General features: G+C 53.3%; 10 protein-coding genes. 7 read left to right on the forward strand and 3 right to left on the reverse strand.

All coding sequences use genetic code 11. From position 1 onward, the window contains the following. The first annotated feature begins 4 nt into the window (after positions 1-4). Positions 5-3,142: an efflux RND transporter permease subunit gene (locus tag LVD12_RS14045; RefSeq protein ID WP_237068359.1), complete on the forward strand. Its 3,138-nt coding sequence runs from the start codon at positions 5-7 to the stop codon at positions 3,140-3,142. Positions 3,143-3,240: 98 nt separating this feature from the next. Here the strand turns inward: LVD12_RS14045 and LVD12_RS14050 are convergent, their stop codons facing one another. Beyond that, entirely contained in the window at positions 3,241-4,242 is a 1,002-nt protein-coding gene (locus tag LVD12_RS14050) for a M14 family metallopeptidase (RefSeq protein WP_237068360.1), read from the reverse strand. Further along, positions 4,232-5,677 (reverse strand): glutamate-cysteine ligase family protein, encoded by a 1,446-nt coding sequence (locus tag LVD12_RS14055; RefSeq protein ID WP_237068361.1) that lies wholly within the window; start codon positions 5,675-5,677, stop codon positions 4,232-4,234. The genes LVD12_RS14050 and LVD12_RS14055 overlap by 11 nt, the downstream gene beginning before the upstream one ends. Before the next feature lie 255 nt (positions 5,678-5,932). On the opposite strand from LVD12_RS14055, the gene LVD12_RS14060 reads away from it, so the two are divergent. Both LVD12_RS14060 and LVD12_RS14065 read left to right on the forward strand, forming a co-directional pair. Beyond that, positions 5,933-6,229, forward strand: a complete 297-nt coding sequence (locus LVD12_RS14060; RefSeq protein WP_237068362.1) for a hypothetical protein — start codon at positions 5,933-5,935, stop codon at positions 6,227-6,229. A 614-nt stretch (positions 6,230-6,843) separates the two neighbouring features. Then, positions 6,844-8,118, forward strand: coding sequence for a tyrosine-type recombinase/integrase (locus LVD12_RS14065; RefSeq protein WP_237068363.1), 1,275 nt, complete (start codon positions 6,844-6,846; stop codon positions 8,116-8,118). A gap of 330 nt (positions 8,119-8,448) precedes the next feature. On the opposite strand, the gene LVD12_RS14070 is transcribed toward LVD12_RS14065, so the two are convergent. After that, positions 8,449-8,952 (reverse strand): hypothetical protein, encoded by a 504-nt coding sequence (locus LVD12_RS14070; protein ID WP_237068364.1) that lies wholly within the window; start codon positions 8,950-8,952, stop codon positions 8,449-8,451. A 1,017-nt stretch (positions 8,953-9,969) separates the two neighbouring features. Between LVD12_RS14070 and LVD12_RS14075 the strand changes: the two genes are divergently transcribed. The 4 genes from LVD12_RS14075 to LVD12_RS14090 all read left to right on the forward strand — a co-directional run bounded on the left by LVD12_RS14075 (position 9,970) and on the right by LVD12_RS14090 (position 13,122). Beyond that, complete coding sequence (locus LVD12_RS14075; protein WP_237068365.1) at positions 9,970-10,164, forward strand: hypothetical protein; 195 nt, start codon at positions 9,970-9,972, stop codon at positions 10,162-10,164. A 5-nt stretch (positions 10,165-10,169) separates the two neighbouring features. After that, the gene (locus LVD12_RS14080) at positions 10,170-10,439 is read left to right on the forward strand and encodes a hypothetical protein (RefSeq protein WP_237068366.1); all 270 of its coding nucleotides are present in this window, start codon (positions 10,170-10,172) and stop codon (positions 10,437-10,439) included. Next, positions 10,402-10,671 (forward strand): hypothetical protein, encoded by a 270-nt coding sequence (locus tag LVD12_RS14085; RefSeq protein ID WP_237068367.1) that lies wholly within the window; start codon positions 10,402-10,404, stop codon positions 10,669-10,671. Before LVD12_RS14080 ends, LVD12_RS14085 begins: the two co-directional genes overlap by 38 nt. A 651-nt stretch (positions 10,672-11,322) precedes the next feature. Continuing rightward, positions 11,323-13,122, forward strand: coding sequence for an AIPR family protein (locus LVD12_RS14090; protein ID WP_237068368.1), 1,800 nt, complete (start codon positions 11,323-11,325; stop codon positions 13,120-13,122). The last annotated feature ends 265 nt before the right edge of the window (positions 13,123-13,387 follow it).

The raw sequence follows: 13,387 nt of genomic DNA on the forward strand, positions 1-13,387 counted from the left end.
GCACATGAATAAACTGATTGAATGGTGGGCGCGCAACAGCGTCGCTGCCAACCTGGCCATGGTGGGTATTTTCGTCGCCGGTATTCTCGGCTTCGGCATGATGGAACGGGAAATGGAACCGCAGGTTCGCTTCCCCGGCCTGGAAATCCGGGTTTCCTGGCCCGGCGCCGCGCCGCAAGAAGTGGAAGAACAGATCGCTGCCCGTATCGAGGAAGCGGTCAGTGACCTGGACAACATCGAGTGGATCCGTTCGACGTCATCCGAGGGGTTCGGCGAGGTCTACATCCTGGCGGAAACCAACGTGGATTTCGCCCGCTTCATGAATGACATCAAGATCCGTGTCGACGGTATTTCCTCATTCCCGCGTGACATCGATCCGCCCCAGGTACACCAGTGGGTAAACCGCAATGAATTCATTCGCGTCGCGGTGCACGGTGATCTGAGCGAGCGCGAACTGAAACGGCTGGCGGAGCAGCTGCGGCGCGAAGCCGCCACGCTACCTGCCATCTCGGTGGTCAACCTGTTCGGCACCCGCATGGAAGAAGTTTCCATCGAGGTCAGCGAAGCCGCGCTGCGCCGTTATGGCCTGACCTTCCAGGAGGTGGCGGATGCCATTCGTGCGAACTCCATCAACCAGTCCGCCGGCACCGTGCGCACTGAGGTAGGTGCCTACCAGCTGAAAGTGCGCAACCAGGCCGACAGCGAGCAGGAATTTGCCAACATCATCGTGCGCCAGACAGAAGACGGCGGCACCATCCGTGTCGGTGATGTGGCCAACGTCGTGGACGGGTTCGAGGACAACGAGATCCTCGCCACCCTGAACGGCGAGCCGGCGGTGCTGCTGCAGGTGATGACCACCGAGACCATGGACATCCTCACCGCCTCGGAATCCATTCGCAAATGGATCGCCGAGCGCCAGGACTCACTGCCCACCGGCGCCAGGCTGACGCTGTGGACCGATAACGCCGAGGAATTCAAGGGCCGGCTGGATACCATCGGCAACTCTGCCTTCCAGGGCCTGCTGCTGGTACTGCTGGTGCTGGTACTGAGCCTGCGCCCGAAAGTGGCCTTCTGGGTCGCCATCGGTATCGCCACTGCCTACGCCGGTGCCTTCGTATTGCTGCCGAGTGTGGGCGTGTCCCTGAACATGCTCTCCACCTTTGCCTTCCTGCTGGTGCTGGGGATCGTGGTGGACGATGCCATTGTGGTGGGCGAAAGTATCCATACCCAGTCCCACAACCCGGAATTCCAGCATGAGGGCGGCGGCCTGAAAGCAGCGGTGCTGGGTACGCAGCTGGTGGCCAAGCCGGTGATCTTTGCGGTCATCACCACTATCCTTGCCTTCCTACCGTGGATATTCATCAGCGGTTCCACCAGCGAGTTCACCCGTCACATCACCTGGGTGGTGATCCTGGCGCTGGTATTCTCCCTGATCGAGTCCCTGTTCATCCTGCCCGCGCACCTGCGCAAGCTGAAGCCACGCACGGAGCTGGGTCGTTTCGGCCGTATCCAGAAGGGCATCGCCGATCGCATCATCTACTTTGCCCAGAACCATTACCGCCGCATCGGCCAGTGGGCCGTGGATCATCGCTACCTGACGCTGAGCATCTTTCTCGCCACTCTGATGATCGGTTTCGGCATGTTCGGCAGTGGCTGGGTGAAGAAAAGCTTTATGCCGGAAATCGAGTCCGACGAGGTGATCGTCAATGTGGTCATGCCGGAGGGGGCGCCCTATAGCCGCGCCCTGGAAGTGCTGGCACAGCTGCAGGATGCGGAAAAGCGTCTCGAGCATGAGGTCAACGAGCGCACCGACGGTGAGGGCATGCTGATCGAGAACTGGTACACCCGCTCACAGCGCGACAGCGTGCTGGCCATCGTCAAACTGGCACCACCGGAGGTGCGCGACATGTCCGCCAAAGACGCCGCCCTGCGCCTGCGGGAACTGCTCGGCGATATCCCGGATGCGAAGGAAGTCTCGGTGCAGTATTCCATGGGCAACAACGGGCCCGGCTTCGAGCTGTCCATCCGCCACCCGGACCTCGACGTGCTGCGCGCGGCCACCGCTGACCTGGAAACCCAGCTGCGCACTTACGAGAGCCTGTACGACGTGCGCAACAACCTGGAGGGCGCGTCGGAGGAAATCCGCATCGATCTCAAACCCGGTGCCGCCAAACTGGGACTGACCCTGGCCGAGGTCAATCGCCAGGTGCGCCAGGCGTACTTCGGCGAAGAAGTCCAGCGCCTGCCCCGCGCCGGCCAGGATGTGAAGGTGATGGTGCGCTACCCACTGGAATCCCGCCGCTCCATCGAGAGCCTGAAGGATTTCCGCGTGCGCACCGCCGATGGCCGCGAGGTGCCCCTGCTGGCCGTGGCTGACTTGGAATACGCACCGGGCATCAAGCGTATCCAGCGCTGGAATGGCAATCGCGCGGCACGGGTCATGGCGGACCTGAAAGACGATGTGCGCAGTGAAATCATGGACGACCTCAACGAGAACTTCTTCCCCGCGTGGGAAAAGCGCTACCCCGGCATCATCCGCGGCGCCATCGGCCAGGCCGAAGGTGAAAAGCGTTTCGTCCAGGAAGTCCTCGGGCTCTACACCATGGCTTTCTTCGCCATGTACAGCCTGCTGGCCGTGGCATTCCGCAGCTACTTCCAGCCGATCCTGATCCTGATCGCCATCCCGTTTGCCTTTGTCGGCGCCATCTTCGGCCACGCCGTCACGGGCATGACCATGGCCATTTTCAGCTACTTCGGCATCGCCGCGGCGGCCGGGGTGGTGGTCAACGACAACCTGGTATTGATGGACCACAGCAACCGCCTGCGCGACCAGGGCATGGCGCCCATGAAAGCGGTCGTGGAAGCCGGTGTGGCCCGTTTCCGCCCCATCCTGCTGACCACCGTCACCACCATCGTGGGCCTGATGCCAATGATGATGGAGCGCAGCATCCAGGCCGCCTTCCTGCAGCCCATCGTGGTAGCGCTGGCATTCGGGGTTTTCGTAGCCTTCTTTGTCACCCTGCTGCTGGTCCCCGCACTCTATGGCATCGGCCTGGATCTCAGTGCCGGCGGCGCGCGGGTAAAGCAATCGCTGAAGCGTGGCTTGATGTCGGCAACCGGGCAGGTACCTGCCAACAGCTGACCGATTTTCAAAAACCGATGACTGATGAACGATGGCCGGGGCCCGCAGGGGCCCCGGCCATTTTTTTGCAGTCCAACCCGGCGGACAGCACCCCTTCCCTACTCGCCCTGATAGGGTTCCATCAGGTAACCGAGGGAATCCTCGCGGGCCACATCACCGTCCGTGGTAAACATCGAGGGAATCAGGTCCTGCCGGGCAATCACCTTACCATCTTCAAAACCCAGGTATTTTTCCGTCACCAGCCTGTCGCGGTTGTCCAGCACCGCGAGCTGCGGTCCGTCGCGGCGGGTATAGGCGAGCACCGTGCCCCGCGGCACGCACTGAAAGTTGAAGTGGTCGAAGTGGCGGATGAATGAGAAATCCCGGCTACTTTTCGAGTCAAAGGCAAAATCGAAGCGGCAGTAGTAAGGGACTTTCAGCCGCGCCACCGTGTGATAAATGCGGCCCTCATCCGCCGCTCTGCCCTTATCGCCCACCGTGTGCAGCAGGTGCTCCAGGTACCGGTACAGGTGCTCAATGCCCTCCGGTATACCGGGCAGCCCACATTCAAGCGTTACCGACGGACAGAACTTGGCGAATGCATTCGAGTTGACCTCGTGGGGCTCGGTGAAATAAATCACGATCTCGGTGAAGCCGTTCGCCAGCCGCAGGAAATCCTCAGAGGTGCGATTGACACAGGCGTAGTAGGGATTGCGGCCGGTGGTGTTGTGGATATCGATATTGGCGATCACCCGCCTACCGCGCGCATAGGTAAGCACCTCCCGCGCCATGCGCGCTTCCGCTCCCTCACCGCCACCCCAGATACGGTTGAAATCCGGTTGGCCCGGCAAGTGTCTGACGCCCTGCGCGGCGGCCTCCACGTTGCCAAAGAAAATCAGCAGTGAGCGAGGCAAGCCATCACGGTAATGACGCAGCAGACGCTGCAGCGCGAAGAAACCGGTCGTCTCATTGCCGTGCAGCAATGTGCTGATCATCAGCGGCTCAGCGGCGGCGCCCTCGAGAGAGACCAGCGTCGGCCCACCGAATAGCTCGAGCAGCCGGCTCGGATGATCGATCTCGAAAAAAGCGTCCGGCAACGCCTCGAGGAAATTAAGCTTCACATTTCCACTCATGCACCGGAATATCCCGCTTCTGGTACTCGTAATATTCCTCCAGCAAGCGCTGGAAGTCCGGGCCATGGGTATTGATGTAGGCGCGCTGCCAGTTGGAGCCGTTCTGGCCGGTCAGTACCCGCGGACGAATGATCCTTGTTACGTACTGGTAGATATCATCCCGGTCGACACCGAGGCTCTCGAGCGCCTCTTCCGCCGGACCGATCAACTCATCCAGCACCAGCCGCTGCAGGTTCCAGAGCTTACCGTCGATCCACTCGATCTCGGCATTGAGCCCGTACTTACAGGCCTGGAAGAAGTTTCGCTTCACCGCGTCGAAACCGAGCCGGTCCTCCGGCGCCTCCGGCATGCGGGCGAGGTAGGTCGCCAGCCCAAGGAAAAATGCCGTATTCGCTACAACATCCGGCATGGAGGGGCCAGATGACGGCACCCGGTGCTCGATGCGCAGATGCGGGATGCCGTCACTGCCGATGCCGATCAGCGGCCGGTTCCAGCGCCAGATGGTGCCGTTATGCAGGCGCAGGTGACAGAGTTCCTCCGGTGTACGGTCGTGGTTGTCCGGCAGCAGGACCGGGTAACCATCCAGGTTTTCCAGGAACAACTCCAGCAGCGACTCGCGGACGTAGCCATTCCCCAGGGAAACCCGCTTGGCTACCGAGCCATCCAGATTGCGGAAGCTACCGAGGTTGACCGCCTGCTCGAAGATCGGGATACGGGTCTCACTCCACAGCGCCTTGCCATAGAGGAAAGGTGAATTGGCCGCAACCGCGGCCATGAACGGCGAAGCAATGGTCGAGGCATTGAAGAACCGCTTGCCCTCCGCAAGCGCCACCTGCAGGTGCACCTGCACCGACGTCGCAGCCGCCTCGAGCATGATGTCCGGGTGGCTGGCGCGCAGCACTTCCTTGCCCTCCAGGGAAAACACCGTCGGCTGATTGCGGCGTAGCTCCATTACCCGGTTGTTCAGGGCAAAGTAACGCTTGCTGGGATAGATGTGCTCCAGCGTAAGCATGTTGGCACGGATGGTAGGCAGTGAGCCGATGGCGATGGCGCGAAGGCCCATGGACTCCGCGTGATCTGCGCAACGTCGCCAGAGCCCCGACAGGCTGCGGTTGAGATCGCTGAAAACCCGCTTTTCGATTGGCGCCGGAATACTGTTCAGCTCGAAGTTGAATCGCGAGATCTCTGGCACCACCAGTTCATCGCCGACCTCAGTCAGAAAGGTCTCGCTTTCCGGCGCCGGCACGAAATCCCCATCCGTCAGCCAGCCCTCCAGCTCGATCCCGCACATGGGTGTCTCAGGCACCTCAAACCGCTCCTGCTGAAACCAGCGGTTGAGAATATTGGTTTCTGCACGCAAGCGGCGCCGGAATTCCTGTTCGTCCGCATCGGTGAATTCAGTGGTGGCAATTTCCTGGCCCATGGCAAGCTCCCGGGAGCGGCTGATCGCGCTTCAGACATTTATAGAGCCAGCATACTGCAAAGGTGAAGGGGCGAGAGCCTTCAGCCTCAGCAGATGTCGTGTAAATAGCCTGTTCCTGATCTGGATCAAGCACCAGCGCAGGCTGAATCTTGGCTCAGGAGCTCAACTATAAGGTCCTGACGGCAAACTTCTGGCATGTCACCCTCTCCCGCCGGATATGCTAGTTTTTGGAAAATCTGGAACGGAGCAGATCGAATGGACGTCAGAATTTTGGCCTGCGTAGTCCCGTTGGCGCCTTTCATTTTGGTGGGGACCTTAATGTTCGCGGGTCTTTTTACTCACTCATTGAGTCCTTCAATGTATCTGGGAATAGCGGGTTACTGCATCGGATTGCTCGGCATCGCCGGCATTGTTATGGCCAGCATGGAAAGCACTTACAGCGACGCGAGAAAAGCGAGGATTGCCATTCTTTTATTGCTTTGTGGGATTGCTGCAGCAGCCATTGGTGCAATTGTCCTCATGTCGTCTCGAACAACATCATGGTGGCGGTAGGCGTTCTGGCGAACCTGCTTTGTCCCGTTATAGTTGGATTGGACTCAATCAGAAGGCTTAGGCTGGCCCTGGATGCCGACTCTGGGGTAAGTGCTGCCTGACAGATGGAAAGGAGCTGGCTGATAGATGCCCGAAACAACGAAGGGCCCCAAGATCAAGCCACTTTCCGGGGTAACAAATGTGGTCACATTGCTACAGTGCGGTATCGCTTGGCCACAAGAAAAACGAATTTCTGGAATTGGCTGCCAGGCAGAGAGGAGCTCAAAGCACGCTTTTGCGTGTTTGCCCCTGCGGGCTCGGCTTTACCTCGGTCTCAACTCGCAACAAGAGGTGATCGAACCGCGAGGGCTCTCACCCGTCCGCAGCACCGCTAAACGAAAAAGCCCGGCATGTAGCCGGGCTTTTTCGTTTAGTGGCGGTGAGGGAGTCCGCTTTCTTCCAACTTCAGACTGTCCCAGCCAGTCTCATCCAGACTCACAAATCCTTATTTTTCAATAGCTTATCATATTTCCTTGTCTCACCCCACCTTGCCACCTACAATACAATCTTAAATTTTATGTTGGGTTTATCGTTGGGTAAATCCTAGATCTCGAGACCCCAAATCAGGAGGGGCAATGCCAAAACGAGCCCGAGAGCTGACCGCCTTGGAAGTACGCCGCATTACTAACCCTGGACTTCACGCTGTTGGGGGAGTCCCAGGTCTCCAGCTTCAGGTACAGGCCAGCGGGGCAGCCAGCTGGATATTGAGAACCACTGTTGGCACTAAGCGGCGTGACATCGGGCTTGGTCCCTTCCCGGAGGTCACCTTGGCAGCCGCGAGAGAGGAAGCCCGCAAGCATCGAAAAGCCATCAGGGAGGGGCGAGACCCTGTCGAAGAACGCAAGGAGGTCCGCGAGCGACTAATAGCTTCTCAAGCAAAACCAATCACATTCCGGGAGGCTGCGCTCGCCTGCCACGCGATCAAAGTACATGAATTTCGCAACGCAAAGCACGGCAAGCAGTGGCTGCGCACCCTCGAGAATCATGTGTTTGACGCAATCGGCGAACGTCCAGTGGCCGACATCGGCCACGACGAACTGGTGGCCATTCTGGGCCCCATCTGGACCACAAAAACGGAGACAGCCAGTCGCGTCAGACAGCGCATGGAAAACGTTTTCGACTACGCGATAGCCGCCAACTTGCGGCAGGCGGAAAATCCAGCGCGGAATAAACTGCTGAAACCACTACTTCCAAAAGCAGATAAACTTAAGAAAAAGACAGGCAGAGCCCACCACCCTGCATTGGCAATAGATGACATGCCCCGATTTATGGCTGCCATTGCAAGACAACAGGGTCGAGCAGCACGCGCATTAGAATTTGCAATCTTGACCGCGGCACGACCGTCAGAGGTCATAGGCTCAAAAGTCGACCGGAAGCCAGGCGCCAGCTGGTGTGAAATAGACACTGAAAAAGCCCTCTGGACGATCCCTGGAACGCGGATGAAAGCGGGGCTAGACCACAGTGTTCCCCTCTCCCCTCTCGCGCTCCAGCTGCTTCAGGATCGGCATGGTACAGGCGAACAGGTATTCCCTGGCAGCCGCGGTGGAACGATGAGCAATGCTTCGATGGGCGCGGTGATCCGGCGAGCCCACGAGGCAGACATTGCCGCTGGAGGTACGGGCTTCCTCGACAAAAAGCAAGGGCGCATCGCCACGCCTCATGGATTCCGCAGTACCTTTAAGGACTGGGCTTTGCAAGATGACCGTTACCCTGATCATTGGTCAGAAATAGCACTAGCACACGTGAATGATGACAAAACTCGTGCCGCATATGCGCGCGGTGAACTCGTTAAGGAGCGCAGAAAAATGATGGAAGAGTGGGCGAATTTTTGCTGTAAGAAATTTATGTAACTGATGGATTGAGAGTAACTCATGGAGACGGAACCTCGGCAGTACCTCAGACCAGGTCGGCCCCCAGTTCTTTCTACACCAGAATAACCGGTAAAGCCTCCATCAGGTTCCCCGGCCTGATCGAGTAGGGCGCCAATGCCAGAGGATATTAGGCCTGTCGTCCCTCTAGTCCCTATTAAAGTAGCTATAGTGGCTTTTTCTTTCGTGCCCCTTGGAGTACAAGCAAAACTCCCGTTTCAAGTTATTTATTCAGGAGCAGCCATACCACGACTGGCAAAAGCCTTACTATGAGCGCAGGGCAGGTAATTCATCATGACCTACCCTTCATATCTAACCATAAGATTCAATATACCTTCCAATCTCTTCAACTCCACCAACTAAACAGCGGGTATCTCTTTCTCCGTAAAGGCCTTTTTTTATCGTTTTAGCAATTGAATCTGCACTCCTTGTCATTGGCGAAAACCCATATTTCATTGCAAATGAACGCGACAACTCATTGACCGACTCAATTCCCAAATGGGATATATTAAATTCCAGAGCCTTGGAAACTAGAAATTTAAGAAAAGATTTTCCATTACCCTTTCTCGTCTCAACAAAACCTAACCTGGCGATTACCAATGTATCCTTCGGCCAAAATTTTGATTCTGGCTTATAACGCAAATAAATATCAAATTTCGCTCTATCGGCTATTACAGAAAAACCAAGTCCAGCTCTAGCCGGCGGTGTTTTATAATTAAATCTGTTCAATAAATACTTATTTACATCAACAATAAACGCATCCATTTCACATTTCTTTATTCTTTCTAAATCACCTGCTTCCCGCTCAACAATCATTGACCTATCCTTTATTACGTCCAAGTGCAGAGGATATAAAAAAAACCCGATGGACATGTTTTATTTAAACCAATACAGCGCATAAATTCGAAATATTCAGGCTCATCAATCAAACAACACTTAACTAGTTTGATCACGACCAAACATGCAGTGTCAAGAAAAAAATAAAAAAACATGAAAATAATCAACCAGCGGTTGTCAATACTCCTAACTTTCAACCTGTGGTTGAGAAAAATGGAGTGATGGAACCTCTATTGAGCCAATGAATCTTTAAGAAAATTGATAGCTAACGATCAATCGATGTACACGCGCAAATTTTCCGAAAATCGAATATTCGTAACGCACTAAACTCAGTAGCATCAAAGGTTGTATAACATCATTGTGTTCACACCTATAAGAATCAATTGAAGTGATCTAAGCCTTAACAACCCCCGCCGACTGGCGAAAGGAGCGGTCAAAAAGCTAAGGAATTTCCGCCAATTCGCCAATCCGCCACCCCAGGCACCGACAGAATCTGCACTCTTGAACTGCGCCAGCCGGGTGCCACCACGTCGCTATCTGTGTACTTTTTCTCCACTGCGAGTACTGTAGTTGCCGGCCTATAGAACCTCCATGAAGAGCTCAATCAATCATCCACTGAAGGAATTTTTGGGCTCCGAAGATGCATTAGATTGTGAGAGCCCCTTACACACCAACGGCTATAGAACATTATGGAAAGGCCAAGAATTACGCAGCTTCACTACATTCAACGTATCATTGAAAATATTGATACCGGCGGAATTCAGGCGAAACCCTACACGTGTATATTACAGTCAACATCGCGCCCTCGCGTAGGAATAACGGCAGAGCCAGAGGCGCCGCCCACCGATAGTGACGGGGGCTTTTCGATCCTATGGGATCGAAAACGGGGGCCGGAAGGCGACCCCCCAGCACCCCCTGCGGCGCAGGGCGGGGGGTACACAACAAGTGTCCCGTTCACAAAATTACGACCCTAACGCCCCTAAAGGCGATCAAAAAATGAGCAATAAGCTCCAAGACCAAATGCAAGCCTCTGGCGCCAAAGCCTCTGGCGCCCGCGCCTCTGGCCAGAAAGCCGACATCAAGCGCACCACTCAGTCCAAGAAGCTGGATGCCCCGAAGACCACCAAGGCCAAGTCCAACATCGGCCATGGCTACCAGGACGACCCGAACCGTCCCCGCGCCAAGAAGTGATTCCCATGGGCAAGATGTACCTCACCACCGATGTCGTTCAGCACCTTGAGCGCATGGACAAGCAGCTGGCCGAGCAGGGCGAGGTTCTGGAAAAGGCCAACGCCAAGATCCGCATCCTGACCAATGTCCTGACCGCGACCCGCAAGGACTGCTCTCTGAGCATCGCTAAACTCGCCGAGCGCATGACCCGCTTGGAGCAGACTGTCACCGATCTTGCCGAGCGCCTTACGGCTCTGGATGGCTACCTATCCCCAGAGCAGCCCTGCCCCCGCTGACTTCGAGGAAGAGGTCAGCGTCCACACCGAGTCCTACGAGCGTGAATTCGATGCAGGCGTAGCCGAGGGCTATGTAGCTGGCCTACGCAAGGCCTACGACGACAAGCCCGAACAGGCTCCGCTCCGCGAGCGCTTGGAAATTAAGCTCGATGACCTAGTGGGCCGCACCACCAACACTGACGTTGAGCGCGGTGAGGTTTATGTCTACGAGAACAGCGACAGGTTCTACTGAGAAGGGTCGCTCTCTAGATCCCATTCATGGCTCCCAGCACAAATGAGATCTAAGCCAGGATCCACTAACGCAAGCGGATGGCGCAGAAGAGCAAGGCCAGGGGCGCGTGTGAATCCGGTCTGCAGTCGTCAAGAGGGCTTCGATAAGCCCGTCACCATCGACGTGGTTCCGGTGTGTGGCAAGAGCTTCACTCATCGGGATATGTCGAGCTACAGCTACTGTCTAAAGCTCATCCAAGATGGCCTCGTGAAAGCTGGAATAATCGCCGATGACACCCAGCGTCGTGTCCTCAAGCTGACCATTCACTCCGCCCCCTCATGGCCCCGGCCGATTCCCCACCGTTTAGCAGATGGTCTCTAGATCACCGGCCAACACACAACACAACAATAACTGGCGCGAAAATATAAGTAAGGAGTTGCAAAAATATCCCTATCATCTGTACTTGAGGATATCCATATACAAACGGTCGTAGATAATCATCAAAAAATCACCTGTAAATCAGCGATTTTTAGGTATCGCCTAACCTGAATTGAATTGACACATTAATCTGCTGGCGTGATTTTTCAATTAAGGTCAACTTGCCATGCCCCTTTTAATTAAACGTTTCCTAGGTAAGAAGGCCAAGATCCTGTAAACAGAGAGAGGTTAGTAGTGAAAAAAAATTCTGATTTATACAAAGATATCGAGCGCGAAATAGATTTGTACCAAAAAGACTACCAATATGAAACGATCGACCAGGCCTTTACTTTCTGGTTTATAAATGCTCAATCAACTGATGATCTCGCCGTCTGCGAGAGAGCAATAACTGAGATACACAATGATGGTGGCGCTGACGCAATATTAATCGACGACTCCGCAGAGACAGTCACCATATTCCAGACAAAATTTCGAGCGACAAGAAATAAGTTACGTTCTGAGAAAAAAGATGATGTTTTAGGGTTCTTTGATATCGAGAATGAGCTATTTCAGCAGGATGACGACGACTTCAGAGAGTGGCTAAAACCCTTGTCAAACCGCTCAAAAAAATTATTAAAAGATGCTAGAAATCGCGTGACCACCAAGAAATATAAATTAATATTGGTTTATGTGACAACTGCCAACGTATCAAGCGCGATATTGGCTGCAGTTAGCAGGAGAAAAAAGAATAAACAAGGATGCAAAATAGAGCGAATGGTCTATACGCATGAAGATATCACCAGAATCTATCAGGATTTTGTGACTGGAGTTGCTCCCCCCGTCCCAGAAGTAGAGCTAAAGCTCGATCATCAGCCTAGAGTACTGAACCGAGGCAATCTACATCGAACCGACAACAAGAATAATAGGGACACCTATGTTGTAGTAATATCAGGAAGAGATTTAGGTGAAATTTATAATAAATATGGCAATCGTCTATTTTCAAGGAATGTAAGGGGGTATATTGGTAAAAACACTGAAGTATATGCCGCAATCAAGGAAACACTGGACACCGAGCCTGATAACTTTTTCTATTTCAATAATGGTGTAACCATTATTGGAGAAGATGCTTCATTCACCTCAAAAGATAAAGAAGATGTCATAAGAATACTTAATCCCCAGGTAGTTAATGGGCAGCAAACAATCCGAGCTCTTAACAACTATCTATCTAGCGCGGAACGCTCCAGCGTTTTAGTCAGAATAATAAAAGTCACGAGATCAGCACACGAAAAAAAGGAAGACTTAAAGCAGTTCCTCCAAGGACTGGTGGCAGGAACAAATAGACAAAGCTCTATCACCAATGCCGATCTAGTTTCAAATGATGAAATACAGATAAGATTGGAGAGGGAGCTCAAGAAATACAACTATTTGTATATCAGAAAACGTCAAACAATGAAGGAGGCAAGGGAGGGGATTTTATTCACCCCAAAATTCAATATTAAAAAAGAGGATCTCGCCAAAGCTGTTGCAGGCTGCGAATTGGACCCCACCGTGGCTCGATCTGGCATCAAAGCGCTTTTCAATGAAGTCAATTATCCAGAAGTTTTCCCCCAGAAAGACTCTCTCTATTTTCTTGTAAGATATTGGACATTCAGGCGCGTGACAGATTGCTCGAAAGGTAGTCCTGAGTGGGGATATGCTAAATGGGTCGTACTTAGCTTTGTTTGGAAAAGCATAAAGAATTTTGTTGACCTTAAAGAGAATCGCAACGCCTATAGAAAAATCTGTGAAAATAATGATAAAGATATAGAAATTTTTAAGCGTGCAATCAAAATGGTATTTACGTCCACAATGGGATACTTTAGAGAGAATCGAGGAAAAGGAACCAGCGCCCAGGATATATCAAATTTTTTCCGATCGAAACAAGGAAGGCAATTGGAGTTTGCAAAATATTGGAGAACTCTTGACAAATCTCACCATGAAAAATTCAACAAGAATATTAAACATATTTCAAACCGAGTGAAAGAGCTAAAAAAATCAATGCTGAACAAATATTGACAGAAAACGGATCTCATGAAGCTCAAAAATAAATACGCAAATAAATAGATCCCGTTTGAATCGACATTATTCTCTACGACCACAACCACTTGTGTAAATTAACTCCAAAATTAGAGACAACTCAATTCTTATTATGATGTAAAACCGTAATCATCTAATAAGAAGGTCACCCCAACAGTTGATATCTAATTCTATGTTGGAAAGTAGCTTCCTATGCTCCTTGACTTTCACTATTCTCTTCGGCCGATTAATTCACCGAAGTAAC

Source organism: Microbulbifer guangxiensis (assembly GCF_021729075.1).
Lineage (GTDB): Bacteria > Pseudomonadota > Gammaproteobacteria > Pseudomonadales > Cellvibrionaceae > Microbulbifer > Microbulbifer guangxiensis.